The organism is Pantoea sp. RG18, assembly GCF_025910075.1.
Lineage (GTDB): Bacteria > Pseudomonadota > Gammaproteobacteria > Enterobacterales > Enterobacteriaceae > Pantoea > Pantoea agglomerans.
The window spans coordinates 312,113-338,359 of the sequence record NZ_JAPCIL010000015.1; the positions used below are offsets into that span (position 1 = coordinate 312,113).

The window sequence follows — 26,247 nt, forward strand, 5'->3', positions numbered from 1 at the left end:
CTCCTCCTCTAACGATGTGAGGAAATAATCCTGTGTTATCTCTCTATTTTCAGGGGCTTGCCCTGGGCGCCGCGCTGATCCTGCCGCTGGGACCGCAGAACGCTTTTGTGATGAATCAGGGCGTGAAGCGTCAATATCATCTGATGACGGCGGCCCTCTGCTCGCTGAGCGATATTCTGCTGATCTGCGGTGGGATCTTTGGCGGCAGCGCCTTGCTGAGCCAGTCTCCACTGCTGCTGATGGTGATCACCTGGGCGGGCGTAGCCTTTCTGTTGTGGTATGGCTGGGGCGCACTGCGTAGCGCTTTTCGCGGCGACGCCGATCTGGCGGACGGTGAGCCATTAAAGCAGAGCAGGGGACGCATTATCGCGACGCTGCTGGCAGTGACCTGGCTCAATCCGCACGTCTATCTCGATACCTTTGTGGTGCTGGGCAGTCTTGGCGGTCAGTTGCCGACCACCACCGCGCGTCAGTGGTTTGCGCTGGGCACCATCAGTGCGTCGATCCTGTGGTTCTTTGGTCTGGCGCTGCTGGCCGCCTGGCTGTCACCACGCCTGCGCACCGCCAAAGCCCAGCGCATCATTAACCTGCTGGTGGGCGCGGTGATGTGGTTTATCGCCCTGCAACTGGCGCGCCAGGGCATTGCCGGATTTTGATCCCAACGTCGATCCGGTGCGGTTATTGCCGCGCGGAGGCCGAACTTTTGCCATAATGACCACTCAAAGCATGGCGCATACCGATGCGCTGTTGGGCTTCGCCGGTTGGAAGCCGTCATAGTACCTTTTCAAGGAGGACTTTCATGAAACTGAAAGCATTGGCTCTGGCCGCAATCATGAGCGCCGGGGCATTGCCTGGCGTACACGCTGATGAGTTACCGAACGGGCCACACGTGGTGACCTCAGGCAAGGCAACGGTCGATGCCCGTCCCGATATCGCCACGCTCTCCATCGTGGTGAACGTGTCGTCAAAAGATGCCGCAGATGCGAAAAAGCAGGCGGATAGCCGGGTTGCACAATATTTCGATTTTCTGCAGAAAAACGGCATTGAGAAGAAAGATATTGATGCGGCAAACCTGAGCACCCAGCCTGAGTACGATTACACCAAAGAGGGTAAATCCGTCCTGAAAGGCTACCGTGCGGTACGTCAGGTGCAGGTAACCCTGCGTCAGCTGGACAAGCTGAATGATCTGCTGGACGGGGCGCTGAAGTCCGGTCTGAATGAGGTGCGTAGCGTCGAGTTAGGCGTGGCAAATCCGGAGAGTTACAAAGAGCAGGCGCGTAAAGCAGCGATTAAAAATGCGACTCAGCAGGCATCACAGCTGGCTGAAGGCTTTAACGCGAAGCTGGGATCGATCTACAGCATTCGTTATCAGGTCGCTAACTATCAGCCGATGCCGATGAACCGTATGTATAAAGCGGCTGCAGCGGCAGATACCTCGGCGCAGGAGACCTACGATCAGCAGAGCATCAACTTTGACGATCAGGTTGATGTGGTGTTTGAGATCAAGCCCAATACGCCATAGTGCAAAACGGGGCTGATGCCCCGTTAAGACTGCCGATGAATCTCAGGATTTGACCGCAATGAATAAATTCAAAGCGAAGGGAACATGGTCAGAGGAGGAAAGCGTCCCGCGCCATGGACGGCGCGGGCCGAGCGGCCAGGGATTGGCTTAAGCGCCTTTCCGATCTGACCTTGTTCCCTGAGCCAATCCATCCTTACAGCCGTTCGGGGCATAATTTGTAAGCAGTCAAAACGGGGCTTTCGCCCCGTTTTTGTTTTCAGGCTGCGACGTCATCCTGACGCAGTACCCGATGTCCATGCGCAATCAGCGCATCGGTCACCCGACGCATTAACCGGCTTTCCGGTGCAAAACGATGCCAGTAGAGCATCCGGCGCTGACACAAGCCTGGCGTCAGATCTATTAACTCACCGCTCGCCAGCTCACGCTCAATCTGCAGATGCGGGATCATACAGCAGGTCGAACCCTGTCGCGCCATCTGCACAAAGGCTTCAGAGGAGTTCACGATGTGGCAGGGCACACTGCCAGGTGAAAGATCAAAGTTCTGTTGCAGGAAGGCCTGATGCATATCATCAAGATGGTCAAACGCCACCGCAGGCGCTTTCAGCAGGGCAGAGCGGGTGACGCCGTTGGGGAAGAAGCGATCGGCAAAGTCACGCGACGCCACAAACAGGTAGTCGAGCGCACCGAGCTGATCCACCAGGCAACTGGGCAGCGGCTGCGGCTGAATACTCACCGCACCCACCACTTCACCACGACGCAGACGCTCCTGGGTGCGGGTTTCATCTTCGACCTGCAGATTCAGGCGTACGGGTGAATCTGCCAGCACATCCTTCAGCGCAGGCAGCAGCCAGGTCGCCAGACTGTCGGCATTGACCGCCAGCGACAGCAGCAGTGGCGTGGTGCCACTGTTCTCATCGCCCAGCCACTCCTCTTCCAGCAGTTCCACCTGGTGCAGCAACGCCAGCAGTTTCTGACCCTGTTCGGTCGGACGTGGTGGCACGGTTCGCACCAGCAGCGGCTGACCAAACAGATTCTCCAGCTGCTTGATACGCTGTGAAACCGCTGACTGGGTGATACATAATTTTTGAGCGGCACGCTCAAATCCGCGTTCGCGGATCACTGAATCCAGCGCCTGAAGCGTTCGATAATCCGGGCGTTTCATTATTCTTCTCTCTCCTTCAGGATGGATGTCACTATGCCACAAAAGTGTCACCTGTGATGGCTCTCTTGTTTTTGTGGGCTGGCTTCCAAAGCGATAAATCCGCGTCGGTCAGCCGAGCATTTTCAGCAAGCCTTGTTTTATACTACGCGCACTTCGTTGTCGCACAGGTTTTAAACATACCATGACCCAGGATGAACTGAAAAAAGCCGTTGGCTGGGCTGCACTTGAGTACGTGCAGCCGGGCACCGTTGTTGGTGTGGGCACCGGATCCACCGCTGCCCACTTTATCGATGCGCTTGCCACGGTCAGGCATCAGATTGAAGGTGCCGTCTCCAGCTCGGATGCCTCAACCCAGAAGCTGAAGAGCCTGGGTATTCAGGTGTTCGACCTGAACGAGATTGACCTGCTGTCGGTGTACGTAGATGGCGCGGATGAGATCAACCCACAGATGCAGATGATCAAAGGCGGCGGCGCGGCGCTGACGCGCGAAAAGATCGTGGCCGCCGTGGCTGAAACCTTTATCTGTATCGCTGACGCTTCAAAAGAGGTCGATGTGCTGGGCCGTTTCCCGCTGCCGGTCGAGGTGATCCCGATGGCGCGCAGTTATGTGGCGCGTCAGCTGGTGAAAATGGGCGGCTTGCCTGAGTATCGTCAGAACGTGGTCACCGATAACGGCAACATTATTCTCGATGTGCATAATCTGCGCATTCTCGATCCCATTGAGCTGGAAAAAACCATCAACGCCTTGCCTGGCGTCGTTACCGTGGGCCTTTTTGCCGCGCGTGGTGCCGATATTGCACTGATTGGCGGGCCTGATGGCGTGAAAACCATCAAAAAATGATCTGTCCGGCGTCGATGCGGCGTCGGTTATTTCTGCCTGCAAATCATCTTTTCTCGCTGCGGTGAAATTTGGTGACTTATGTCACATAACCGTCATCGGCAGTGGGTTCGTTCTCTCTTCCAGTCCGACCTCCTTATTTTGTCCGGCAATGTGCTGCCGTCAGCCGCTGCCGTGCTGGCGGCTGGGCAATCGTTTGTATTGCCCGACGCGATTTTTTTGATATTTTGACAGAAGGCTGGCTTATGGTAGTCCTCATTGAATGCTGAATAGGATCGGGAAATGGCAAAGGTATCACTGGAAAAAGATAAGATTAAGTTCCTGCTGGTGGAAGGTGTCCATCAGAGCGCGCTGGAGAACCTGCGGGCTGCAGGCTATACCAACATCGAATTCCATAAGGGCGCACTGGATTCCGACGCGTTAAAAGCATCGATCCGTGATGCACACTTTATTGGTATCCGTTCCCGCTCCCAGCTCACTGAAGAGATTTTTGCGGCGGCTGAAAAGCTGGTCGCCGTTGGCTGTTTCTGTATCGGTACCAACCAGGTTGATCTGCAGGCGGCTGCCAGCCGGGGGATTCCCGTGTTCAATGCGCCGTTCTCAAATACCCGCTCGGTTGCGGAGCTGGTGATTGGTGAGATGCTGCTGATGCTGCGTGGCATCCCGGAAGCGAATGCGAAAGCACACCGTGGCATCTGGAATAAGATTGCCAAAGGCTCATTTGAAGCGCGTGGCAAAAAACTGGGTATTATCGGTTACGGCCACATCGGAATGCAGCTGGGCGTGCTGGCAGAAAGCCTGGGTATGCATGTTTTCTTTTACGACATTGAAAACAAGCTGCCGCTGGGTAATGCCACGCAGGTACGCCATCTGGCCGATCTCCTCAACATGAGCGATGTGGTCAGCCTGCACGTGCCGGAAACCGTCTCTACACAGGATATGATTGGTGCAGAGCAGCTGGCGCAGATGAAGCCTGGCGCGCTGCTGATTAACGCCTCACGCGGCACGGTGGTGGATATCCCGGCGCTGTGCGATGCGCTGGCCAGCAAGCATGTGGGTGGCGCAGCCATCGACGTCTTCCCGAGCGAGCCAGCTACCAACAGCGAGCCGTTTATCTCTCCACTGAGTGAGTTCGACAACGTGATCCTGACGCCGCACATTGGCGGCTCGACGGAAGAAGCGCAGGAGAACATCGGCATTGAAGTGGCGGGCAAGCTGGCGAAATACTCCGATAACGGCTCGACTCTCTCGGCTGTTAACTTCCCTGAAGTGTCACTGCCGATTCACGGTATCAGCGCCAGTCGTCTGCTGCATATCCATGAGAACCGCCCTGGCGTGCTGACGGCCATCAACCAGATTTTTGCCGAGCAGGGCATCAACATCGCCGCCCAGTATCTGCAAACCTCGCCGTTTATGGGCTATGTGGTGATCGACATTGATGCAGAGCCGGAAGTGGCCGAGAACGCGCTTCAACTGATGAAGGCGATTCCGGGTACTATCCGCGCCCGTCTGCTTTACTAAGCGCTACCAACCTGAACAGGCGCTTAGTTGCGTCTCTTCAGGTAGTTAATACAGGCTGTCCCGATTTGCTGTAAGACCGAGACTGCGAAGGGAACACGGTCAGATCGGAAAGATGCAAAAGCCGCCATCCATGGCATGCCCGGCCCGCGCGATTACGCACCTCATCCCTGAGGTGCGCCCGTAACCGGGCCAACGCGTTGCGTTGTTTAAAAACGCTCCCGGCGTTTTTATCCGGGCGGCGGGACGCTTTCCTCTTCTGACCATGTTCCCTGCGCGTTAAGCTATTTCATTGCTGCCAGATGCGCCCAGGTATGGGTTTTCACTTGTCTGCAAAAGCGACTTTTCTACTCCCACTGCCAGAGTTTTGATGGCGTCATTACCGCCGGCAAAGGCACATCCCATTCTGCCACCGGCAGGCTATCGACCTGCTGACAATCGTGTGCCAGGCCCACCGGCAAAAAACCGTGCTGCCGCCAGTTCTGCAGGGTGCGATCGTAGAAGCCGCCGCCCATCCCCAGACGCTGTCCATGCTGATCAAATGCCACCAGCGGCACCATCATCAGATCCAGTTGATCAAGCGTGATCACCTGCCTGATATCCAGCGGCGGTTCAGGAATGCGCAGCTTATTTTTGAGCAATGGAGTATCGGGCGAGTAGCGCAGAAACAACAAATTACCGGGAGAGAAGGGGTGTAAAACCGGCAGACAGACCGTTTTCTTCAGATGCCAGAGGCGGGCAATCAGCGGGCGGGTATTCAGTTCGCCATCCACCGACAGAAACAGGGCGATATTGCGCGCTTCAGTCACCGGGGCGTAGTTGAGCGCATGTTCAGCGAGCTGCTCAGCGGCCTGCGTTTGCTGCTCATCGGTAAGTGCCCGTCGCAGATGTCGCACATGCTGGCGAATCGCCTGACGCTGGGTCATTGAAGGTTCAGACATGGAAGGTTCAGACATGATTTCCCCGCCGGATAAGTCGCTGTTGAGCGACTATAACATGTCAGTCAGGGGAAAAAAGCAGGACTACAGGAAGAGAGATCTCCGAGATGCCGCCGTAGGCTGTAACCCTTGAACCCTTGGTTCAAGGTGAACATGCCGTCATAACCATCAGGCTTCTCGGACGAACCGAGCATGCACACAGGTTACGAGCGTCACATTCTGTTTTTTCGAAATATCGGCTCAGGGGACTGGCCCACATGCAAACATCTCAGAGAAAATTTACCTCACCGTTACTTAAGTATAGCAACCATGAAGTTTTATTCGAACTTCGCACCCTCACGCTCAGAGATGCGACCCTGCTCAACTAATGCCTGTTCAATCGTCTGCTGCAAAATACGGATACGCTGTTCCATATTAGCAGCATAATCGCGCGTTTTCACTTTCTCTTGCGCCAGCTCGTGGCAGACGTTTAACGCGGCGATGAACACCAGTTGTTCTGTATTGGTGACTCTAGTGCGAACTTTTAGATCTTGCAACCGTTGATTGAGATCTTCAGCCGCGCTATTGAGCGCATCTTGCTGCTCTGGCGGACAATTTACTCTCAACGAACGACCAAAAATTTGTAAATCTACCGGTTGTGCAGACATGCCACCTTCCTGACTGATTACTTCGCTCGCAACTCCCTTAGCAGTCAATGGCTTGGGAGGCGGGCAACTATATAGACCCACGAAATAAGATACAACCCCTTTTCTGGAAACCTTGAGGCAGCTAGTGGTAGCATAACACGAACTTATTCTGCCAACGACGATGAAAACTTATGTCCTTACAGAACGCAACCCCCGATTACAACGCGCTCGCGGCGGTGCTCTCACAGCAGGGCGTTGGAATGACGCCCGCGGAAATGCATGGCCTGCTGAGCGGGATCCTCTGCGGTGGTAACCAGGACACCAGCTGGAAGACGCTGGTACACGATCTGGCTAACGAAGGCATGGCGTTTTCACACACTCTTGCCGTGCCACTGGCGGAACTACACGAGCATACGGCGACCACGCTGGAAGATGAAGGCTTCCTGTTTCAGCTGCTGCTGCCTGCTGACGACGACATCACCGTCTTTGACCGTGCCGACGCGCTGGCGGGCTGGGTTAACCATTTTCTGCTTGGCCTGGGCGTAACACAGCCTAAACTGGATAAAGTCACCGGCGAAACCGGCGAAGCAATCGATGATCTGCGCACCATCGCACAGCTCGGTTACGAAGAAGATGAAGACCAGGAGGAGCTGGAGCAGTCGCTGGAGGAGGTGATTGAGTACGTTCGTGTCGCCGCGCTGCTGTGCCACGATACGTTCACCCGCCCGCAGCCAACCGCGCCAGAAGTGCAAAAACCGACGCTACACTAATTTCAGGTCAACGAGTTTAACCGGTCAGTTTACAGGGAGTGCAGAGATGATTTCACTGGAACGATTCCTGCAGCGTCGTCAGGCGCTGCTGGCGAAGATGGTGCCTGGGAGCGCAGCGTTAATCTTTGCTGCGCCAGAAGTGATGCGCAGTAATGACACCGAATATCCGTTCCGCCAGAGCAGCGACTTCTGGTATTTCACCGGTTTTAACGAGCCGCAGGCGTTGCTGGTGCTGATCAAAAGCGATGAGAATCATAACCACAGCGTGTTGTTTAACCGCGTGCGCGATCCTGCGGCGGAAACCTGGTCTGGCCGTCGCCTGGGTCAGGAGGCCGCACCCGACAAACTGGGCGTCGATCGCGCTTTACCCTGGAATGATATTGGTGATCAGCTGCACCTGCTGCTGAATGGCCTGGATGTGGTTTACCATGCGCAGGGCGAATATGCCCACGCGGACACATTGGTGTTCAGCGCGCTGGATAAGCTGCGTCGCGGTTTCCGCCAGCATCTCAGTGCGCCCGATACCCTCACTGACTGGCGTCCCTGGGTGCATGAGATGCGCCTGTTTAAAGATGCGGATGAGATTGAACTGTTACGTCGCGCCGGGAAAATCAGTGCTCTGGCGCATACCCGCGCCATGCAAGCCTGTCGGCCAGGCCTGTTCGAGTATCAGCTCGAAGGGGAAATTCAGCACGAATTTAACCGTCACGGCGCGCGTTTTCCCTCCTATAACACCATTGTGGGTGCCGGAGTTAACGGCTGCATTCTGCACTACACCGAAAACGAAAGCGAAATGCGCGACGGCGATCTGGTGCTGATCGATGCAGGCTGTGAGTTCCACGGCTATGCAGGCGATATCACCCGCACCTTCCCGGTTAACGGCAAATTCAGCCCGGCGCAGCGCGCGATTTATGACATCGTGCTGGCTTGCCTCAACCGCTCGCTTGAACTGTTCCGGCCAGGCATCAGCATTCGTGAAGTGAATGATGAAGTGGTGCGCATCATGGTTACCGGTCTGGTGGATCTGGGCATCCTGGAGGGCGACGTCGATACATTGATCGCCGAGGAAGTCCATCGTCAGTTCTATATGCATGGCCTGGGCCACTGGCTGGGGCTGGATGTGCATGATGTCGGCCACTACGGCACCCCGAGCCGCGACCGCGTACTGGAACCGGGCATGGTGTTAACCGTCGAGCCGGGTCTTTATATCGCACCGGATGCCGACGTGCCCGCGCAGTATCGCGGCATTGGTATCCGAATCGAAGATGACATTGTGATCACTGAAGATGGCATTGAAAATCTCACCGACAGCGTCGTGAAAGAGGCGGATGAGATTGAAGCACTGATGGCGGCGGCAAAACAGGCATGACGATTCTGATTGCCGGTGGCGGCATGACCGGGGCGACGCTGGCGCTGGCGATCTCCCATCTTACCCAGGGCACTCTGCCGGTAACGCTGATTGAAAGCAGCGAGCCTGGCAGTCGGGCGCATCCCGGTTTCGATGGCCGCGCTATTGCGCTCTCTGCCGGTACCTGCCAGCAGCTTGCGGACATCAATCTGTGGCAGCACATCGCCCGTTGTGCCACGCCGATTACCGACATCCATGTCTCCGATCGCGGTCACGCCGGTTTTGTGTCGCTGGCGGCGTCTGACTACGCTATTCCGGCGCTGGGACAGGTTGTCGAGCTGTTTGACGTCGGTCAGCGTCTGTTTGCGGAACTGAAAAAAGCACCCGGCGTAACGCTGCGCTGTCCGGCTCGTGTCATCCAGGCTAACCGCCATGAGCAGCAGGTTGAGGTGACGCTGGACAGTGGCGAACAACTCAGCGGCAAACTGCTGGTGGCGGCAGATGGCACGCGCTCTGCGCTGGCGGCTTCGTGCGGCATTCAGTGGCAAAGAGACGACTATGAACAGCTTGCCGTGATTGCCAATGTCTCCACCGCGCTGCCCCATCAGGGCCGGGCATTTGAACGTTTTACCGAACATGGCCCGCTGGCGCTGTTGCCGATGTCCGGCAATCGCCTGTCGCTGGTCTGGTGTCATCCGGTTTCACAGCGCGAACGCATTGAGCAGTGGAGCGAGGCTGAATTCCTCAGCCAGCTGCAGCGTGCCTTTGGCTGGCGGCTGGGGAAATTCACCCACACCGGCCAGCGTGAGTATTACCCGCTGGCGCTGCACCGGGCGATGTCGCCAGTGACGCATCGCGTGGCGGTGGTGGGCAATGCGGCGCAGACGCTGCATCCGATTGCCGGGCAGGGCTTCAACCTGGGCCTGCGCGATGTGATGTCGCTGGCTGAAACGCTGGCAGCCGCCCATCGGCAGCAGCAGGACCCCGGCAGCTATGCGGTGCTGCATCATTACCAGCAGCGTCGTCAGCCCGACCGCGCCGCCACCATCGGTATTACCGACGGACTGGTTCGCGTCTTTGCGAATCGCTATGGCCCGCTGGTGGCAGGACGGAACCTGGGCCTGCTGGCGATGGATCATCTGCCGTGGTTAAGAAATCAACTGGCTGAGCGCACGCTTGGCTGGGTTAAGCGTTAATAAAGAGGCTCAGATGCAAACTTTTGATGTGGTGATTGCCGGTGGCGGTATGGTGGGACTGGCGGTGGCCTGCGGCTTGCAGGGCAGCGGACTGCGCATCGCCGTACTGGAAAAATCACCGGAGCCACCGCTGGCGCTGAGTGCGTCACCGTCAGTTCGCGTGTCGGCAATCAATGCCGCCAGCGAACGGCTGCTGCAGAAGCTGGATGTCTGGTCGACCATTCTCTCGCTGCGCGCCAGCGCTTATCACGGGATGGAAGTGTGGGATAAGGACAGTTTCGGCTCCATCGCCTTTGATGATGAGCAGCAGGGCCTGTCGCATCTGGGACATATCATCGAAAACCCGGTGATCCACAATGCGCTCTGGCAACGTGCCAGCGCCTGCAGCGACGTGACGATAATGGCACCTTCGCAGTTACAGCAGGTCGCGTTTGGTGACAACGAAGCCTTTGTTACTCTGCAGGATGGCAGCATGTTAAGTGCGCGATTAATGATTGCCGCTGACGGCGCTAACTCCTGGCTACGCAACAAAGCCGATATCCCGCTGACCTTCTGGGATTACGATCACCATGCGTTAGTGGCTAATGTCCGCACTGAGAAGCCGCACGACGCAGTAGCGCGCCAGGTGTTCCACGGCGACGGCATTCTGGCTTTCCTGCCGATGCAGGATCCGCATCTCAGTTCCATCGTCTGGTCGCTCTCGCCGCAGGAAGCGAGCCGTCTGGAAACCATGCCGGAAGCGCTGTTCAATCAGCAGCTCTCGGTGGCGTTTGATATGCGGCTCGGCCTGTGCCAGCTGGAAAGCGAGCGCAAATCGTTTCCGCTGGTGGCGCGCTATGCCCGCAACTTCGCGGCACACCGTCTGGCGCTGGTGGGCGATGCGGCTCACACCATTCATCCGCTGGCGGGTCAGGGCGTTAACCTTGGGTTTATGGATGCCGCCGAGCTGATCGGTGAGATTCGCCGCCTGCATCAGCAGGGCAAAGATATTGGTCAGCACCTCTATCTGCGACGCTATGAGCGCAGCCGTAAGCACAGCGCCGCAATGATGCTGGCGGGAATGCAGGGCTTCCGTGAAATGTTCGCAGGCAATAACCCGGCGAAAAAATTGCTGCGCGACGTGGGTCTGAAACTGGCTGACCGTCTGCCGGGTGTCAAACCCATGATGCTGAAGCAGGCGATGGGCCTGAATGATCTGCCCGCCTGGCTACGCTAAATCCGCCCTTCTGATAAGCCAGCTTCTGCTGGCTTTTTTTATGCCTGACACCGCTCTGCACCACAAAAAGGCAACGCTGCACCAGCACAGGTCTTCGTTTGATTTATTCTAATTTTGCGGGCTAATTCGCATTACTTTTTCTCATTCTTCTGCCCGCTGGTCGCGGGATTTTTTTAACATCCTGAACGCCATCCCGCATAAATTTGCTGCGTATATTTAAAATCCCTGCATTTATTGCGCGATTAATCACAAAATTGCAGTTTTATATCCTGTTAGCAGCCGTTCCTGGTTAGGCTGTGCCTCTGCTTTCGACCCCGGTTTGCTTATGGTTAATCGTCAGATTCGGTGGTAACGTCAGCCCTAAGAGAACGTTTGCGTCGGCACTGAATTCCGGCGCACTTTTGCACTCACTCGCTTCTGCACAGGATGGTTATGACTCAGCAAACACCTCTGTTTGAACAGCATCAGGCCTGCGGTGCCCGCATGGTGGATTTTCATGGCTGGATGATGCCGCTGCACTATGGCTCCCAGATGGATGAACATCATGTAGTGCGCACCGACGCCGGTATGTTTGATGTCTCTCACATGACCATCGTCGACCTGACAGGCCCGCGTACCCGTGAATTCCTGCGCTACCTGCTGGCAAATGATGTGGCAAAACTGACCCAGCCAGGCAAAGCGCTCTACACCGGGATGCTGAATGCCTCGGGTGGCGTCATTGACGATTTGATTGTTTACTTTATGAGCGAAGAGTTCTTCCGCCTGGTGGTGAACTCTGCCACCCGTGAAAACGATCTCGCCTGGATCACGCAACACGCGCAGGGCTATGGCATTACGCTGACGGAGCGCGACGACCTGGCGCTGATTGCCGTGCAGGGTCCGCAGGCGCAGCAGAAGGCACAGACGCTGTTCAGCGAGGAGCAGCGTCAGGCTGTTGCCGGCATGAAGCCATTTTTCGGCGTGCAGTCAGGTGACCTGTTTATCGCCACCACCGGCTATACCGGCGAAGCGGGATATGAGATTGCTATGCCCGCAGAGGAGGCGGCCGATTTCTGGCAGCGTCTGCTGGCTGCTGGCGTTAAACCTGCCGGATTGGGTGCACGTGACACGCTGCGTCTGGAAGCGGGTATGAATCTGTATGGTCAGGAGATGGATGAAGGCGTTTCACCGCTGGCTGCCAACATGGGCTGGACGGTCTGCTGGGAACCTGCTGACCGCGATTTCATCGGCCGGGAAGCGCTGGAACTGCAGCGTGAACGCGGTACCGAAAAGCTGGTGGGGCTGATCCTCACAGAAAAAGGGGTGCTGCGTAACGGCTTGCCGGTGCGTTTCACCGATGACCAGGGGCAGCCGCAGGAGGGGATCATCACCAGTGGCTCTTTCTCTCCGACGCTGGGTTGCAGCATCGCCCTGGCGCGCGTACCGGCCTCAGTCGGCAGCACCGCCATCGTTGAGATCCGTAACCGCCAGATGCCGGTCCAGATTACCCGTCCCGTTTTTGTCCGCGCCGGTAAACCGGTCGCTCAGTAAATTTTATTCAGGAGAAATGGCCAATGAGCAATGTGCCGAATACGTTGAAGTACCGCGACAGCCACGAGTGGGTGCGCAAAGAAGAAGATGGCAGCTACACCGTGGGTATCACTGAACACGCGCAGGAGCTACTGGGCGACATGGTGTTTGTCGATCTGCCGGAAGTGGGCGCGACGTTTGCCGCTGGTGAAGAGTGCGCGGTCGCGGAATCCGTTAAAGCGGCTTCAGATATCTATGCGCCGATCAGCGGTGAGATTGTGGCGGTCAACGAAGCACTGACTGACTCACCGGAGCAGGTCAACAGCGAGCCTTATGAAGGCGGCTGGTTATTCAAAATCAAAGCCAGCGATGCGTCTGAAATCGACACGCTGCTGGATGCGGATGCTTACAAAGCCTCCATCGACGAGTAGTCGTCAGGCGGCCTCACAAAGAGGCCGCAGATTTATGTTTGCTCTCCGGTTCCCCCAGCCCGATTCAGGATTTACTGCTAATGACTCAGACTCTCAGCCAGCTTGAACACAACGGTGCATTCATTGAGCGCCATATCGGTCCTTCACCTGAGCAGCAGGCGCAGATGCTTGACGCTATTGGTGCCCGTTCGCTGGAAGCGTTAATCAGCACGATTGTGCCGGCAGACATTCAGCTGCCAGGCCCGCCAGCGGTTGGCGAAGCCGCCACTGAACAGCAGGCTCTGGCCGAACTGAAAGCGATTGCCAGCCAGAATCTGCGTTACAAATCCTGGATCGGTATGGGATACAGCGCGGTGATCACCCCGCCGGTCATCCTGCGTAATATGCTGGAGAATCCGGGCTGGTACACCGCCTATACTCCGTATCAGCCTGAGGTCTCCCAGGGCCGTCTGGAAGCGCTGCTGAACTTCCAGCAGCTGACGCTGGATCTTACCGGCATGGATATCGCGTCCGCCTCACTACTGGACGAAGCAACCGCTGCCGCTGAAGCGATGGCGATGGCAAAACGCGTCAGTAAGCTCAAAAATGCCAATAAATTCTTCATTGCCGATGATATCCATCCGCAGACGCTGGATGTGGTCCGCACCCGTGCGGAGACGTTCGGTTTCGAACTGATTATTGATAGCGCGGACAAAGCACCCGATCATGACGACCTGTTTGGTGTGCTGCTGCAACAGGTGGGCACCACCGGCGAAGCGCACGATTACAGCGCGCTGATTGCCGGACTGAAAGCCCGCAAAGTGGTGGTCAGCGTGGCGGCGGACTTTATGTCGCTGGTGTTACTGGAAGCGCCAGGCAAACAGGGTGCAGACATTGTCTTTGGTTCAGCTCAGCGCTTCGGCGTGCCAATGGGCTACGGCGGCCCTCACGCGGCCTTCTTCGCCAGCCGCGACGAGCATAAGCGCTCTATGCCAGGCCGTATCATTGGTGTTTCACGTGATGCGGCGGGCAACACGGCGCTGCGTATGGCGATGCAGACCCGCGAACAACATATCCGCCGTGAAAAGGCCAACTCCAACATCTGTACGTCGCAGGTGCTGCTGGCAAACATCGCCGGTCTCTATGCGGTGTTCCACGGCCCGGCGGGCCTGAAACGCATTGCCTCACGCATTCATCGCTTCACCAACATTCTGGCGGCGGGACTGCAACAGAGCGGCCTGAAGCTGCGCCATCAGCACTGGTTCGATACGCTGACGGTGGAAGTGGCGGATAAAGCCGCCGTGCTGAACCGCGCCCTGAGCTTTGGCGTTAACCTGCGTAGCGACATCCATAATGCCGTGGGTATCACGCTGGATGAAACCACCTGCCGCGAAGATATTCTGGCGCTGTTCGCCATTCTGCTGGGTGATGAACACGGCCAGGACCTGGAAAAGCTCGACAGCGAAGTGGCCAGCGAAAGCCACGCGATTCCTGCTGGCCTGCAACGCCACAGTGAGATCCTGACCCATCCGGTGTTCAACCGTCATCACAGCGAAACCGAGATGATGCGCTACATGCACAGCCTGGAGAAAAAGGATCTGGCGCTGAATCAGGCGATGATCCCGCTGGGCTCCTGCACCATGAAGCTCAATGCCGCGGCAGAGATGATCCCGATCACCTGGCCGGAATTTGCGGAGCTGCATCCATTCTGCCCGGCTGAACAGGCTTCCGGCTATCTGCAGATGATCGGCCAGCTTTCACAGTGGCTGGTGCAGCTCACCGGCTATGATGCACTCTGTATGCAGCCAAACTCCGGCGCGCAGGGGGAATATGCCGGACTGCTGGCGATCCGCCGCTATCACGAAAGCCGTGGCGAGGGCGATCGTCATCTCTGCCTGATCCCGAGCTCGGCGCACGGCACTAACCCGGCCTCAGCCCAGATGGCGGGCATGGACGTGGTAGTAGTGGCCTGCGATAAACAGGGCAACATCGACCTTGGCGATCTGCGCGAGAAAGCGGCTCAGGCGGGCGACAGGCTCTCCTGCATCATGGTGACTTACCCGTCAACTCATGGCGTTTATGAAGAGACCATCCGCGAAGTGTGCCAGATCGTGCATCAGTATGGCGGTCAGGTCTATCTGGATGGCGCGAACATGAATGCGCAGGTCGGCATCACCACGCCTGGCTATATCGGCGCGGATGTCTCGCACCTGAATCTGCATAAAACCTTCTGCATTCCGCACGGCGGCGGTGGTCCGGGTATGGGACCGATTGGCGTCAAAGCGCACCTGGCCCCGTTTGTGCCAGGACACAGCGTGGTGCAGATCGACGGTGTACTGACGCAGCAGGGCGCCGTATCCGCAGCGCCGTTTGGCAGTGCATCCATTCTGCCAATCAGCTGGATGTACATTCGCATGATGGGCGCGGAAGGGCTGAAACAGGCCAGTTCGGTCGCGATTCTGAATGCCAACTATATTGCCCGCCGGCTGCAGTCTGCCTATCCGGTGCTCTACACCGGCCGTGACGGTCGCGTGGCGCACGAATGTATTCTCGACATCCGTCCGCTGAAAGAGCAGACCGGCATCAGTGAGCTGGATATTGCTAAGCGCCTGATCGATTACGGATTCCACGCACCAACGATGTCCTTCCCGGTGGCGGGCACCCTGATGGTGGAGCCGACCGAATCGGAAAGCAAAATCGAACTGGATCGCTTTATCGACGCGATGCTGGCGATCCGCATGGAGATTGATCGGGTGACGTCAGGTGAATGGCCGCTGGATGACAACCCACTGGTTAATGCGCCGCATACTCAGCTGGAAATCGTCAGTGAGTGGTCACATCCTTACAGCCGTGAACTGGCAGTCTTCCCGGCGGGCAGCCACAACAAATACTGGCCGACGGTAAAACGTCTGGATGATGTGTTTGGCGACCGTAATCTCTTCTGCTCCTGCGTGCCGATGAGCGACTATCAGTAATTTCCCCGCAGGCAAACGTTAATCATAAAGGGCCGATTCGTCGGCCCTTTGTACTGGAGAATCAGCATGAAACTGGCACTGGTTACGGGGGGCAGCCGCGGTATCGGGCGGGCCACGGCGCTGTTACTGGCCGCCCGGGGTTATCGGGTTGCGGTGAACTACCGTCAGCGCGAAGCGGAAGCTCAACAGTTGGTGGCGCAGATCCGGCAGCAGGGCGGTGAAGCCTTTGCTGTTCAGGCAGATATCAGTGATGAAGCCCAGGTGATGGCGATGTTTGCGCAGCTCGACCAGCAGTCCGAACCGCTGGCGTTGCTGGTGAACAACGCCGGGATTTTGTTTCAGCAGTGTCGCACCGAGCAGCTGGATGCGGCACGCCTGCACAAGGTCTTTGCCACCAACGTGATTGGGTCTTTTCTCTGCTGTCGTGAGGCGGTTAAGCGGATGGGCACACATCACGGCGGTCAGGGCGGCTCCATCGTCAACGTCTCATCAGCAGCGTCGCGTACCGGTGCGCCTGGCGAATATGTCGATTACGCCGCTTCAAAAGGGGCGATGGACACGCTGACCAGAGGATTGTCGCTGGAAGTGGCGCAGCAGGGGATTCGGGTCAACGGCGTACGTCCGGGATTTATCTATACAGAGATGCATGCCGATGGCGGAGAGCCAGGCAGAGTGGACAGGCTTGCCAGCGTGATCCCGATGGGACGCGGCGGTGAAGCAGAAGAGGTGGCGGAAGCGATCGTCTGGCTGGCCAGCGACGCGGCTTCTTACGTCACCGGCAGCATCATTGACGCTGCCGGTGGGCGTTAACTCACTTCGCCGCTGATGCGGCGTGATGACTTACAGGTTTTCGCCGTTACTGGCGATAACCTGCTGATACCAGCTGAAACTCTTTTTCTTCCCACGAGAAAAATCGCCGCTGCCATCATCGTTTTTATTCACATGAATAAAGCCGTAACGTTTGTCGTACTGGCCGGTGGTAAACGAGACGCAATCGAGGCAGCCCCACGGCGTATAGCCCATTAATTCAACACCATCGTACGCCACAGCTTTCTTCATCTCTTCGATATGCGCACGCAGATAGTCGATGCGGTAATCATCTTCAATTACGCCATTGGCGTTTGGCTTATCGATAGCACCAAAGCCGTTTTCAACAATAAACAGCGGCTTCTGGTAACGCTCATACAGCTCGTTCATGGCGTAGCGCAGACCAACCGGATCGATCTGCCAGCCCCAGTCTGACGCTTTCACATGCGGGTTTTTCACCACACCTTCAAAGCCGGTGATCGGATCGTCAACGCCGCTGGCATCGGTCTTCACTGCGTTGCTCATGTAGTAACTGAAACCGACATAGTCTGCACAGCCCTGGCGCAGCGTCTCGGCATCATCCGCTTCCATCTGAATGTCGTAACCCTTGCGCGCCCACTCTTTCAGGGTGTAGGCCGGATAGTAGCCGCGCATCTGCACGTCACTGAACACATAGCGCTGATGCATCGATTCCTGCGCCAGCACCACATCGTCCGGGTGGCAGGAGAAGGGATAGACCGGCACCATGGCGATCATGCAGCCAATCTGAAAATCAGGATTGATGTCGTGGCCGAGTTTCACCACTTTTGCACTGGCAACAAACTGGTGGTGCATCACCTGATACATCGCCTGTTCAGGTTTCTCATGTTCGGTAAAGATCACGCCTGAACAGCAGTAACCAAACAGCGGATACTGCCAGTTACGCTGGTTGTTGATCTCATTGAAGGTCATCCAGTATTTCACTTTGCTTTTATAACGGTTCAGCACCACTTCGCTGAAGCGCACAAAGAAGTCGACCACTTTGCGGTTGTGCCAGCCGCCATACTCTTTGACCAGGTGATAAGGCATTTCGAAGTGCGAAAGGGTGATGACCGGTTCAATGCCATACTTCAGCAGTTCATCAAACAGGTCGTCATAGAATTGCAGGCCCGCTTCGTTGGGCTGTTGCTCGTCACCGTTAGGGAAGATACGGGTCCAGGCAATCGAGGTTCGGAAACATTTGAAGCCCATCTCGGCAAACAGCGCGACATCCTGTTTGTAGTGGGAGTAAAACTCCACACCCTTGTGGTTCGGGTAGAAATGACCCGGCTGCACGCCGTCGGTGATCACCCGGTCAACGCCGTGTGAACCGCCAGTCATCACGTCAGCAATGCTGACGCCTTTGCCGCCCTGATCCCAGCCGCCTTCAACCTGATGCGCTGCCACCGCTCCGCCCCAAAGAAAGCCTTTTGGTAACTGCAATTCTGCACTCATGCTTCACCCCATTACGGATATTGAAATTGAGCTGAGTGTAGCAAGGCAATAATGAAAGTCACGATATAACAGCGCGGCAATAATTACGTTTGTTACATCCAAAAAACAGGCTGTTTTATTTCCCCAGCTGGCGGCCGATTGCTTCAATAATATAGGTCACTGGCACCTGAGTCGTAATGTCGGAATTGTCCGCCATACGGATGATGGGCACATGGTAGCAGAGGTTGAAATCACCGATCTTCGCCAGCGAGCAGCTTTCCGTGTTGGTTATCGCAATGATTTTGCACTTATTCAGGCTGAACTGGCTGGCAATGCGCAGGATCTCTTCCGTTTCGCCGGAAACCGATAAAATAATGGCAATGGCGTTTTCATAGAGATCGGGACTGACCGGATAATAGGGATCGTCAATCGCGTGGCTGAATTTACCGAGGTTAGAGAAAAAGCGTGCGCCATATTTTGCCAGACTGCCGGAGGTGCCGACGCCAATAAAGAAGACCCGCTCAGCCTGATTAATCTTCTGCGCGGCCTCAGCGATGAGCTGTTCAAACTCCGGATTATTGATGCTCTTAAAAAAGCTCAGCATTTCACTGACGCCCGCCGTGTTGAGCATTGGCGCACTTTGCTGTTCGTTTAAGCGCAGGCGGATGCGGAATTCCGACCAGCCTTCACAGCCCATCTTGCGACAGAAACGCAGCACGGTGGTGGTGGAGACGCCAGCCTGCTCAGCCAGCTCGCGGATCGTCATGTAGCTGACGCCTTCGCGGTGCTTAATGATGAACTGATAGACCTGCATTTCCAGATCGTTAAGGCGGGCGAGATCGCTATGCGAAAACATGAATGACTCATTGAACAGTTGACTGGCGGCCAGTTTACCAGATTCATCACCCGGTTTAAGGGATAGTGAATTTCACCAGGATAATTTTAGCGTACAAGTGTACACTGAAAAAATTGTTGGCTACGCTGGATAACGATATCACTGCTATGGAGCTGATCAGGAACCTGTTATGACCCCCACACTCTCTCACAAACATCAACACGCTGCGGGCTATTCGTTCGCCGAGGAAATTGCCAACAGTATCAGTCACGGTCTTGGCTGCCTGTTCGGTATCGTCGGACTGGTGCTGATGCTCAATCAGGCAACGGAGAGGCAGGCCGACACCCTCACTTTTATCAGTTACAGCCTCTATGGTGGCAGCATGATCCTGCTGTTTCTGGCCTCGACGCTCTATCACGCTATTCCGGCTGGCCCGGCCAGACCCTGGCTGAAAAAGTTTGATCACTGCGCCATCTATCTGCTGATTGCCGGCACCTATACGCCGTTTCTGCTGGTCGCGCTGAGGACGCCGCTGGCGTATGGACTGATGGCGGTGATCTGGGGGCTGGCGCTGGCCGGTATTCTGTTCAAGCTCACGATTGCACATCGCTTTAAAGCGCTGTCGCTGGTGACCTATCTCTGTATGGGGTGGCTGTCGCTGATTGTGGTTTATCAGCTGGCGATGATCCTGCCGTCGGGCTGCATCTGGCTGCTTGCCACAGGCGGGATTATCTATTCGCTGGGGGTGATTTTCTATGTGGCGCGCCGTATTCCGTTTAATCACGCCATCTGGCATCTGTTCGTGCTGGGCGGCAGTCTCTGCCACTTCTGCGCTATCTACTTTTATGTGCGCTGAATTGAGCCTGCTCTGAATTGTGGCACTGGCCCTTCCCTTAGCGGAAGGGCCATACGCTCAATCAGCTTTCATCCAGCGAGTAGGGCAGTGGCTGAATGGTCAGATGTCCGCCTTCATCACCTTCCACCCGCAGCACGCTGTCCGGCTCCAGATCGTTATTCATCACGACCTGAATCCAGCTAATCCCGTCATCTAACTGCACCGCAGCCAGCACGCTGCCGGTTCGACGCCAGCGTTCACCCATCTGCAACTCCAGCGGGGCATTGGCTTCTGGCAGATGACTTGCCTGACCCGCCAGCCAGTAGAGCGCGCGTTTATTGGCGCCGCGATATTTCGCCCGGGCCACCATCTCCTGACCGGCATAGCACCCTTTTTTAAAGCTGATGGCATCCAGCGCCTGTAGATTGGTGGCCTGTGGAATAAACTGCACGCTGGTGGCGGGATCAATCACCGGAATGCCCGCTTCAATATCCAGCGCCAGCCACTGCTGACTGTCATTAAACTGTGCATCGTCATTGAGCTTCTGCTTCAGCGCTTCTGCCTGGGCCAGCGAAGTGACAATCAGAAAACGTTCGGCCGGATGGGCAAACCACAGCAGCGTGGTTTCTCCCTGCTGCACCACCGGTTTCTCGCTGTCGGGCAGGCTATCAAACAGATTTGCCAGCGCGGCGCGCGCCTGGAAACCGGCCACGCCCAGCAATACTGACTCATCATCAGCCACCATCGACACTTTCGAAAACACGGCGTATTTCTTTAACTCGGGCAGTTGGATGTCGCGCAGCTCACGACGGATCAGATAAGCATAGCCTTCACCGCGATGGAACAGGCGCATATTGCTCCACATTTTGCCTTTAGCATCGCAGTGTGCGGCGAGCGAATGGTGGTCGGCATCCAGCGCGGCGACATCCAGCGTTAACTGACCCTGCAGGTAAGAGGTGCTGTCGGCGCCGGTAATGGAAACCAGCGCCCAGCTATCCAGTGACATCAGGGTTAACGGCAGACGAGACGACGCGGCAGGCTGGCGCGGCGGTAAAGTAAATGTGGGCATGGAGATATCCTGTATAAGAAGGTTCATCCGGAATAATATCTTTAATGTTAAAATAGCCGACTGGCAATGCAACCTGTTTACGGAAAACGGCGCACAAAAGGCGTGATAACCCTGAAAAGATCCAGCCTGAAATGTGGCAGGTTGCACAGCATGCGACGCTGCGCCTGCGAGCCGCATTAAACCAGGTTACACTAGGCGCCACGTTGTGAATTGTGGAAATTGATGCATGGATATTAATGATAAATCACGCATTCAGTGGGCCTGCCGTCGCGGCATGCTGGAACTGGATGTGGCTATTATGCCGTTCTTCAAATTTGAGTATGAGACGCTGAGCGACACCGATAAGCAGGTCTTTGTGGATTTGCTAAAGAGTGACGATCCCGATCTGTTTAACTGGCTGATGAATCACGGTGAGCCAAAGGATCCGGAGCTTAAGCGGATGGTGAACCTGATCCAGCAGCGTAACCATGCTCGCGGCCCGGTGGCAATGTAAGCTACGGCCCTCTCGCCTGGCGTGCGGGTTAGTCTGCGCCTGGCTGATAGCAGCCGTGACTGGCGTGGTGCTGATGACGCTGCCTGCAGGCGGCTGGCTGGTTAAAGCGCCGATTATTCTGCTGTTGCTGGCTGAGGGCTGGCGCAGCGTTTGGCGATTGATTCAACGGCACGGTACGTTACAGCGGGAAAGCGTCCATTGCTGGATCTGGCAGGGAAAACGCTGGCGGCCAACTCAGCCACTTCGCTGGTTACCCGTTGGCGTGCTGCTGGTGGCGAAGAGCGAACAGGGTGCCACGCTGCGCTGGTGGCTGATGCAGGACAATATGCAGCCTGGCGAATGGCGGGCGTTACGCGCCTGCTGCTTCAGCCCGGCGCGGCATTAATGGCAGCAGTGCAGGCAAGAGCGTCTGAAGCCGTTCCTCTGCCTGTATCGCGGTTCAATAATGACAGGCAAGGGCGGTTAAAGCCGCTTACCTGTTCAGGCTAGGGTTCGACACCGGCAGAAGGGCCGTCAGAGCAGTCCGGCGGTTTCGGTTAACACCTGCTCGCACCACTGCTCAACGCGCTCATCGGTGACCTCGAACTGATTCACATCATCAAGCGCCAGACCCACAAACTGCGAGCCATCGGCACTCAGCGGTTTCGGACTGGTGAACTCATAGCCTTCAAGCGGCCAGTAGCCAACAAAACGTACCCCCATCGGCTGCAGCAAATCGTGCAGCATGCCGAGCGCATCTAAAAACCACTCGCCATAGCCAATCTGATCGCCCATGCCATACAGTGCGACAATCTTGTTTTGCAGATTCAGCGCGGGCAACTGCGGCCAGATCGCCTCCCAGTCCTCCTGCAACTCACCGAAATCCCAGGTCGGGATGCCCATGATCAGCAAGTCGTACTGCTCCATCAGGCGTGGGTCGTCATCTTTCACGTTATGCAGCGTCACTAACTCTTCGCCAATAAAATCGCGAATTTTCTCCGCTACGATTTCGGTGTAACAGGTACTGGAACCGTAAAAAAGACCGATTTTCATGCAGATAACACTCTGTAAATACTGACTTTGGCGCAATTGTACCAGAAGCGCTGCTGAATCAGGCATAATGAGCATGATTTTACACCAGACGGCGGAGATAACGTGCAGGACAGCGATCTGACAGAACAGTTTCTTGATGCGCTCTGGATTGAACGCAATCTGGCGCAGAACACTCTCTCCTCTTATCGCCAGGACCTCCAGACGCTGACCGGATGGCTGGCGCATCATCAGCTGACGCTGCTTAGCGTGGCGCCGCTGGATCTGCAGCAGTTTCTGGCTGAACGGCTGGAGGGAGGCTACAAGGCGACCAGCTCAGCGCGGCTACTCAGCGCCATGCGTCGCCTGTTCCAGTATCTTTACCGCGAAAAGTTGCGCCCGGACGATCCCAGCGCGCTGTTGTCAGCACCAAAACTGCCGCAGCGTTTACCGAAAGATCTCAGTGAGGCGCAGGTCGAGCGACTGTTGCAGGCGCCGAATATCGATATCCCGCTGGAGCTGCGCGACAAAGCGATGCTGGAGCTGCTCTACGCCACGGGCCTGCGCGTCTCCGAACTGATTGGCCTGACGCTCAGTGACATCAGCCTGCGCCAGGGCGTTGTCCGGGTTATCGGTAAAGGGGATAAAGAGCGGCTGGTGCCTTTAGGTGAAGAAGCGGTTTACTGGCTGGAGCAATATATGGAACATGGTCGTCCGTGGCTGCTCAACGGTCAGACGCTGGACGTGATGTTTCCCAGTAATCGGGCGCAGCAGATGACGCGCCAGACCTTCTGGCATCGCATCAAGCATTACGCCACGCTGGCGGGGATTGACAGCGAAAAGTTATCACCGCATGTGATGCGCCATGCCTTTGCGACCCATCTGCTGAACCACGGTGCCGATCTGCGTGTCGTACAGATGCTGCTGGGACACAGCGATCTCTCCACCACCCAAATTTATACGCACGTCGCCACTGAGCGCCTGCGTCAGTTGCATCAACAACACCATCCGCGGGCCTGAACCGCGGCGATAAGGACAAAAATGAACAAGCATTTTGCCATGCTGGCTCTTTTAGCCAGCGCCTTTTCCGGTCTCGCACAGGCCGATGACAGCGCCATTCAGCAATCACTTAAAAAGCTCGGTCTGAACCAGACGGAGATCAGCCCGTCACCGCTGCCGGGTTTTAAAACCGTGCTGTCAGAAAGCGGCGTGCTCTACGTGACCGACGACGGCAAACACATGATCCAGGGTCCGCTCTATGACGTCAGCGGCAAACAGCCGGTCAACGTCACCAACCAGCTGCTGGACAAAAAAGTCGAAGCGCTGGTGCCGGAGATGATCGTCTACAAAGCGCCTAAAGAGCAGCACGTGATCACGGTCTTTACCGACATCACCTGTGGCTACTGTCACAAGCTGCACGAGCAGATGGCGGACTACAATGCGCTGGGCATCACCGTGCGCTACCTGGCGTTTCCGCGTGAAGGGCTGAATGGTCAGATTGAGCCAGCGATGAAAGCGATCTGGTGCAGCGCCGACCGCAATAAAGCGTTTGATGAGGCGATGAAAGGCAATGCGCCGAAGATGGCCGCACCAGACAGCTGCAAAATCGATATTGCCCAGCACTATAAACTTGGCGTGCTGTTCGGCATTCAGGGCACGCCCGCGATGCTGACTGACAGCGGCATGATGATCCCAGGTTATCAGTCGCCGCAGGAGCTGAAGCAGGTGCTGGACAATCAGAAGCGTGGTGGTTAATCGGTGGTAAAACAGGATGTGGAACTCCGTCGCCGTGAGGTGACGGTTGACGATGCGCTTCCGGCGACGCTGCCGCCGCTGCTGAAACGACTCTATCTGCAACGCGGCGTGCGCGACGCGGCAGAGCTGGAGCGCGGGGCGAAAAACCTGCTGCCGTACCAGTCCTTAAGCGGGATTGAGAGCGCAGTGGAACTGCTGCATCAGGCGCTGCTGGATGGGCGTCGCATTATGGTGGTGGGCGACTTTGATGCCGATGGCGCGACCAGTACCGCGCTGACGGTCATGGCGCTGCGCAGCATGGGCGGCGGCAACGTGCAGTATCTGGTGCCTAACCGCTTTGAAGATGGTTATGGCCTCAGCCCTGAAGTGGTTGAGCAGGCGCGGGCGCGCGGCGCGGCGATGATCCTGACCGTCGACAACGGCATCTCCTCCCACGCCGGCGTTGAATGCGCCCATCAGCACGGGATTCCGGTGCTGATTACCGACCACCACCTGCCGGGCGAGACCTTACCAGCCGCTGAGGCGATCGTTAATCCCAATCTGCCGGACTGCAACTTTCCCTCACGTGCACTGGCGGGCGTGGGCGTTGCGTTCTATCTGATGCTTGCGCTGCGCGCCCATCTGCGCACCCAGGGCTGGTTTGGTGCCACCCGCACCGAACCCAATCTGGCGGAGATGCTGGATCTGGTGGCGCTCGGCACGGTTGCCGACGTGGTGCCGCTCGACGTCAACAACCGCATTCTGGTGTGGCAGGGACTCAGCCGCATCCGGGCCGGAAAATGCCGGCCAGGCATCCGGGCGCTGCTGGAGATTGCTAATCGCGATGCGCGTCAGATGGCGGCCAGCGATCTCGGCTTTGCGCTGGGGCCACGGCTCAATGCCGCAGGCCGGCTCGACGATATGTCGGTGGGCGTGGCGCTGTTAATGACTGAGGATCTCAGTCAGGCACGGATGTTAGCCAGTGAGCTGGACGCGCTGAACCAGACGCGCAAAGAGATAGAACAGGGCATGCAGAGCGAAGCGCTGGCGCTGTGTCAGGCGCTGGAGCGTGAGCAGCGCGATCTGCCGCTGGGGCTGGCCTTTTATCATCCCGAATGGCATCAGGGGGTGGTGGGGATCCTCGCCTCCCGTCTGAAAGAGCGTTTCCATCGTCCGGTGATTGCCTTTGCTCCGGCGGGCGACGGTACGCTGAAAGGCTCTGGCCGCTCAATTGCCGGTCTGCATCTGCGCGACGCGCTGGAGCGTCTGGATACGCTGAATCCCGGCCTGATGCTGAAGTTCGGCGGTCATGCCATGGCGGCAGGCTTATCACTGGAAACCGCACGCTACGAGGAGTTTCGTCAGCGCTTTGCCGATCTGGTCGGTGAGTGGCTGGATGGCGAATCTCTGCAGGGCATCATCTGGTCAGATGGTGCGTTGCAGCCGCAGGAGTTTTCGCTGCAGACCGCTGAGATGCTGCGCGAAGCGGGCCCCTGGGGCCAGGCGTTCCCGGAACCCGCTTTTGACGGCAAATTTAAGCTGCTGCAACAGCGGCTGGTGGGCGAGCGACATCTGAAAGTGATGGTCGAACCGCTGGACGGCGGTCCGCTGATCGACGGGATCGCCTTTAATGTCGATACCACCCTGTGGCCCGACAGCAGCATTCGCCAGGTCGAACTGGCCTATAAGCTGGATATCAATGAGTATCGCGGTAACCGCTCGGTACAGCTGATCATTGACCATATCTGGCCGCTTTGATTTTTATAAGGCGCGCGCGTCTCCGGTCACGGCAGAGGCGCGTCAGCCTGTTTTTTCCCTGCGTTAACCTGCTGTGCGAGCGGTTGTCGTCGCAGCCCGATAAGCAAATGCAACGCGTCACGCCGCCCCGGCATCAGCCCGCTGTCTCAGCGCTACAATCTGCCGCCAGTTTCGGGTAAACTTGTGCGTTAAATTTCCTGTCCCATCGAACATAAGAAAGACGCTAAA

General features: G+C 56.8%; 25 protein-coding genes and 1 other RNA gene. 18 read left to right on the forward strand and 8 right to left on the reverse strand.

The window, feature by feature from the left end; all coding sequences use genetic code 11:
* Nucleotides 1–32 precede the first annotated feature (32 nt).
* Both argO and OK409_RS17745 read left to right on the forward strand, forming a co-directional pair.
* Entirely contained in the window at nucleotides 33–656 is a 624-nt protein-coding gene (argO, locus tag OK409_RS17740; RefSeq protein ID WP_010671062.1) for an arginine exporter ArgO, read from the forward strand.
* 143 nt (nucleotides 657–799) lie between these two features.
* Nucleotides 800–1,522, forward strand: coding sequence for an oxidative stress defense protein (locus tag OK409_RS17745; protein ID WP_010248826.1), 723 nt, complete (start codon nucleotides 800–802; stop codon nucleotides 1,520–1,522).
* Nucleotides 1,523–1,778: 256 nt separating this feature from the next.
* On the opposite strand, the gene OK409_RS17750 is transcribed toward OK409_RS17745, so the two are convergent.
* Nucleotides 1,779–2,684 (reverse strand): LysR family transcriptional regulator ArgP, encoded by a 906-nt coding sequence (locus OK409_RS17750; RefSeq protein WP_010248822.1) that lies wholly within the window; start codon nucleotides 2,682–2,684, stop codon nucleotides 1,779–1,781.
* A gap of 181 nt (nucleotides 2,685–2,865) precedes the next feature.
* Between OK409_RS17750 and rpiA the strand changes: the two genes are divergently transcribed.
* Nucleotides 2,866–3,525 (forward strand): ribose-5-phosphate isomerase RpiA, encoded by a 660-nt coding sequence (rpiA, locus tag OK409_RS17755; protein WP_010248819.1) that lies wholly within the window; start codon nucleotides 2,866–2,868, stop codon nucleotides 3,523–3,525.
* Nucleotides 3,526–3,804: 279 nt separating this feature from the next.
* Nucleotides 3,805–5,043 (forward strand): phosphoglycerate dehydrogenase, encoded by a 1,239-nt coding sequence (serA, locus tag OK409_RS17760; RefSeq protein ID WP_010248817.1) that lies wholly within the window; start codon nucleotides 3,805–3,807, stop codon nucleotides 5,041–5,043.
* A 344-nt stretch (nucleotides 5,044–5,387) separates the two neighbouring features.
* Here serA and OK409_RS17765 read toward each other — a convergent pair whose 3' ends face one another.
* The 3 genes from OK409_RS17765 to zapA all read right to left on the reverse strand — a co-directional run bounded on the left by OK409_RS17765 (nucleotide 5,388) and on the right by zapA (nucleotide 6,625).
* Entirely contained in the window at nucleotides 5,388–5,981 is a 594-nt protein-coding gene (locus OK409_RS17765; protein ID WP_010671060.1) for a 5-formyltetrahydrofolate cyclo-ligase, read from the reverse strand.
* A 92-nt stretch (nucleotides 5,982–6,073) separates the two neighbouring features.
* Nucleotides 6,074–6,256: non-coding RNA, 6S RNA (ssrS, locus tag OK409_RS17770), on the reverse strand.
* Nucleotides 6,257–6,295: 39 nt separating this feature from the next.
* Nucleotides 6,296–6,625 (reverse strand): cell division protein ZapA, encoded by a 330-nt coding sequence (gene zapA / locus OK409_RS17775; RefSeq protein WP_264367290.1) that lies wholly within the window; start codon nucleotides 6,623–6,625, stop codon nucleotides 6,296–6,298.
* A gap of 170 nt (nucleotides 6,626–6,795) precedes the next feature.
* Here zapA and OK409_RS17780 point away from each other — a divergent pair, with 170 nt between their 5' ends.
* The 8 genes from OK409_RS17780 to OK409_RS17815 all read left to right on the forward strand — a co-directional run bounded on the left by OK409_RS17780 (nucleotide 6,796) and on the right by OK409_RS17815 (nucleotide 16,838).
* Nucleotides 6,796–7,374 (forward strand): YecA family protein, encoded by a 579-nt coding sequence (locus OK409_RS17780; RefSeq protein ID WP_022623836.1) that lies wholly within the window; start codon nucleotides 6,796–6,798, stop codon nucleotides 7,372–7,374.
* Nucleotides 7,375–7,420: 46 nt separating this feature from the next.
* Complete coding sequence (gene pepP / locus OK409_RS17785; RefSeq protein WP_187484725.1) at nucleotides 7,421–8,743, forward strand: Xaa-Pro aminopeptidase; 1,323 nt, start codon at nucleotides 7,421–7,423, stop codon at nucleotides 8,741–8,743.
* The gene (gene ubiH, locus OK409_RS17790; protein WP_172608878.1) at nucleotides 8,740–9,918 is read left to right on the forward strand and encodes a 2-octaprenyl-6-methoxyphenyl hydroxylase; all 1,179 of its coding nucleotides are present in this window, start codon (nucleotides 8,740–8,742) and stop codon (nucleotides 9,916–9,918) included. Before pepP ends, ubiH begins: the two co-directional genes overlap by 4 nt.
* Nucleotides 9,919–9,931: 13 nt before the next feature.
* The gene (gene ubiI, locus OK409_RS17795; RefSeq protein WP_010671056.1) at nucleotides 9,932–11,134 is read left to right on the forward strand and encodes an FAD-dependent 2-octaprenylphenol hydroxylase; all 1,203 of its coding nucleotides are present in this window, start codon (nucleotides 9,932–9,934) and stop codon (nucleotides 11,132–11,134) included.
* 432 nt (nucleotides 11,135–11,566) lie between these two features.
* A complete protein-coding gene (gene gcvT / locus OK409_RS17800; RefSeq protein WP_264367291.1) occupies nucleotides 11,567–12,664 on the forward strand; it encodes a glycine cleavage system aminomethyltransferase GcvT in 1,098 nt (365 codons plus the stop codon).
* Between the two features lie 23 nt (nucleotides 12,665–12,687).
* The gene (gene gcvH, locus OK409_RS17805; RefSeq protein WP_010248802.1) at nucleotides 12,688–13,074 is read left to right on the forward strand and encodes a glycine cleavage system protein GcvH; all 387 of its coding nucleotides are present in this window, start codon (nucleotides 12,688–12,690) and stop codon (nucleotides 13,072–13,074) included.
* An 80-nt stretch (nucleotides 13,075–13,154) separates the two neighbouring features.
* A complete protein-coding gene (gcvP, locus tag OK409_RS17810; RefSeq protein ID WP_264367292.1) occupies nucleotides 13,155–16,028 on the forward strand; it encodes an aminomethyl-transferring glycine dehydrogenase in 2,874 nt (957 codons plus the stop codon).
* Between the two features lie 66 nt (nucleotides 16,029–16,094).
* Nucleotides 16,095–16,838, forward strand: a complete 744-nt coding sequence (locus tag OK409_RS17815; protein ID WP_191918187.1) for an SDR family oxidoreductase — start codon at nucleotides 16,095–16,097, stop codon at nucleotides 16,836–16,838.
* A gap of 30 nt (nucleotides 16,839–16,868) precedes the next feature.
* On the opposite strand, the gene OK409_RS17820 is transcribed toward OK409_RS17815, so the two are convergent.
* Together OK409_RS17820 and OK409_RS17825 are read right to left on the reverse strand one after the other, a co-directional pair.
* Complete coding sequence (locus tag OK409_RS17820) at nucleotides 16,869–18,308, reverse strand: 6-phospho-beta-glucosidase (RefSeq protein WP_029519408.1); 1,440 nt, start codon at nucleotides 18,306–18,308, stop codon at nucleotides 16,869–16,871.
* A gap of 115 nt (nucleotides 18,309–18,423) precedes the next feature.
* Nucleotides 18,424–19,143, reverse strand: coding sequence for a MurR/RpiR family transcriptional regulator (locus OK409_RS17825; protein ID WP_010248792.1), 720 nt, complete (start codon nucleotides 19,141–19,143; stop codon nucleotides 18,424–18,426).
* 169 nt (nucleotides 19,144–19,312) lie between these two features.
* Between OK409_RS17825 and trhA the strand changes: the two genes are divergently transcribed.
* Nucleotides 19,313–19,978: a PAQR family membrane homeostasis protein TrhA gene (gene trhA, locus OK409_RS17830; protein WP_010671052.1), complete on the forward strand. Its 666-nt coding sequence runs from the start codon at nucleotides 19,313–19,315 to the stop codon at nucleotides 19,976–19,978.
* Nucleotides 19,979–20,039: 61 nt separating this feature from the next.
* Here trhA and ygfZ read toward each other — a convergent pair whose 3' ends face one another.
* Entirely contained in the window at nucleotides 20,040–21,026 is a 987-nt protein-coding gene (gene ygfZ, locus OK409_RS17835) for a tRNA-modifying protein YgfZ (RefSeq protein WP_033769915.1), read from the reverse strand.
* A gap of 226 nt (nucleotides 21,027–21,252) precedes the next feature.
* On the opposite strand from ygfZ, the gene sdhE reads away from it, so the two are divergent.
* Nucleotides 21,253–21,519, forward strand: a complete 267-nt coding sequence (gene sdhE / locus OK409_RS17840; RefSeq protein WP_010248781.1) for an FAD assembly factor SdhE — start codon at nucleotides 21,253–21,255, stop codon at nucleotides 21,517–21,519.
* Nucleotides 21,494–21,904 carry a protein YgfX gene (locus tag OK409_RS17845; RefSeq protein ID WP_010671050.1) on the forward strand — a complete coding sequence of 137 codons (411 nt, stop codon included), beginning with the start codon at nucleotides 21,494–21,496 and terminating at the stop codon, nucleotides 21,902–21,904. The genes sdhE and OK409_RS17845 overlap by 26 nt, the downstream gene beginning before the upstream one ends.
* Before the next feature lie 128 nt (nucleotides 21,905–22,032).
* Here OK409_RS17845 and fldB read toward each other — a convergent pair whose 3' ends face one another.
* Nucleotides 22,033–22,551 carry a flavodoxin FldB gene (fldB, locus tag OK409_RS17850; protein WP_010248777.1) on the reverse strand — a complete coding sequence of 173 codons (519 nt, stop codon included), beginning with the start codon at nucleotides 22,549–22,551 and terminating at the stop codon, nucleotides 22,033–22,035.
* 102 nt (nucleotides 22,552–22,653) lie between these two features.
* Between fldB and xerD the strand changes: the two genes are divergently transcribed.
* The 3 genes from xerD to recJ are packed head-to-tail and all read left to right on the forward strand — an operon-like array spanning nucleotide 22,654 to nucleotide 26,019.
* Entirely contained in the window at nucleotides 22,654–23,547 is an 894-nt protein-coding gene (gene xerD, locus OK409_RS17855) for a site-specific tyrosine recombinase XerD (RefSeq protein ID WP_010248689.1), read from the forward strand.
* A gap of 21 nt (nucleotides 23,548–23,568) precedes the next feature.
* Complete coding sequence (gene dsbC, locus OK409_RS17860) at nucleotides 23,569–24,282, forward strand: bifunctional protein-disulfide isomerase/oxidoreductase DsbC (RefSeq protein ID WP_010671049.1); 714 nt, start codon at nucleotides 23,569–23,571, stop codon at nucleotides 24,280–24,282.
* 3 nt (nucleotides 24,283–24,285) lie between these two features.
* Nucleotides 24,286–26,019, forward strand: coding sequence for a single-stranded-DNA-specific exonuclease RecJ (recJ, locus tag OK409_RS17865; RefSeq protein WP_033769918.1), 1,734 nt, complete (start codon nucleotides 24,286–24,288; stop codon nucleotides 26,017–26,019).
* Nucleotides 26,020–26,247: the final 228 nt, after the last annotated feature.

What these genes read in the sequence shown, in the direction of transcription:
- gcvT (WP_264367291.1), top strand. Translation starts at nt 11,567, where the DNA reads ATGACTCAGCAAACACCTCTGTTTGAACAGCATCAGGCCTGCGGTGCC.
- serA (WP_010248817.1), top strand. Translation starts at nt 3,805, where the DNA reads ATGGCAAAGGTATCACTGGAAAAAGATAAGATTAAGTTCCTGCTGGTG.
- zapA (WP_264367290.1), bottom strand. Translation starts at nt 6,625, where the DNA reads ATGTCTGCACAACCGGTAGATTTACAAATTTTTGGTCGTTCGTTGAGA.
- dsbC (WP_010671049.1), top strand. Translation starts at nt 23,569, where the DNA reads ATGAACAAGCATTTTGCCATGCTGGCTCTTTTAGCCAGCGCCTTTTCC.
- OK409_RS17745 (WP_010248826.1), top strand. Translation starts at nt 800, where the DNA reads ATGAAACTGAAAGCATTGGCTCTGGCCGCAATCATGAGCGCCGGGGCA.
- gcvH (WP_010248802.1), top strand. Translation starts at nt 12,688, where the DNA reads ATGAGCAATGTGCCGAATACGTTGAAGTACCGCGACAGCCACGAGTGG.
- gcvP (WP_264367292.1), top strand. Translation starts at nt 13,155, where the DNA reads ATGACTCAGACTCTCAGCCAGCTTGAACACAACGGTGCATTCATTGAG.
- ubiI (WP_010671056.1), top strand. Translation starts at nt 9,932, where the DNA reads ATGCAAACTTTTGATGTGGTGATTGCCGGTGGCGGTATGGTGGGACTG.
- OK409_RS17815 (WP_191918187.1), top strand. Translation starts at nt 16,095, where the DNA reads ATGAAACTGGCACTGGTTACGGGGGGCAGCCGCGGTATCGGGCGGGCC.
- trhA (WP_010671052.1), top strand. Translation starts at nt 19,313, where the DNA reads ATGACCCCCACACTCTCTCACAAACATCAACACGCTGCGGGCTATTCG.
- OK409_RS17750 (WP_010248822.1), bottom strand. Translation starts at nt 2,684, where the DNA reads ATGAAACGCCCGGATTATCGAACGCTTCAGGCGCTGGATTCAGTGATC.
- ygfZ (WP_033769915.1), bottom strand. Translation starts at nt 21,026, where the DNA reads ATGCCCACATTTACTTTACCGCCGCGCCAGCCTGCCGCGTCGTCTCGT.
- OK409_RS17780 (WP_022623836.1), top strand. Translation starts at nt 6,796, where the DNA reads ATGTCCTTACAGAACGCAACCCCCGATTACAACGCGCTCGCGGCGGTG.
- OK409_RS17845 (WP_010671050.1), top strand. Translation starts at nt 21,494, where the DNA reads ATGCTCGCGGCCCGGTGGCAATGTAAGCTACGGCCCTCTCGCCTGGCG.
- OK409_RS17825 (WP_010248792.1), bottom strand. Translation starts at nt 19,143, where the DNA reads ATGTTTTCGCATAGCGATCTCGCCCGCCTTAACGATCTGGAAATGCAG.
- ubiH (WP_172608878.1), top strand. Translation starts at nt 8,740, where the DNA reads ATGACGATTCTGATTGCCGGTGGCGGCATGACCGGGGCGACGCTGGCG.
- rpiA (WP_010248819.1), top strand. Translation starts at nt 2,866, where the DNA reads ATGACCCAGGATGAACTGAAAAAAGCCGTTGGCTGGGCTGCACTTGAG.
- OK409_RS17820 (WP_029519408.1), bottom strand. Translation starts at nt 18,308, where the DNA reads ATGAGTGCAGAATTGCAGTTACCAAAAGGCTTTCTTTGGGGCGGAGCG.
- pepP (WP_187484725.1), top strand. Translation starts at nt 7,421, where the DNA reads ATGATTTCACTGGAACGATTCCTGCAGCGTCGTCAGGCGCTGCTGGCG.
- fldB (WP_010248777.1), bottom strand. Translation starts at nt 22,551, where the DNA reads ATGAAAATCGGTCTTTTTTACGGTTCCAGTACCTGTTACACCGAAATC.
- OK409_RS17765 (WP_010671060.1), bottom strand. Translation starts at nt 5,981, where the DNA reads ATGTCTGAACCTTCAATGACCCAGCGTCAGGCGATTCGCCAGCATGTG.
- sdhE (WP_010248781.1), top strand. Translation starts at nt 21,253, where the DNA reads ATGGATATTAATGATAAATCACGCATTCAGTGGGCCTGCCGTCGCGGC.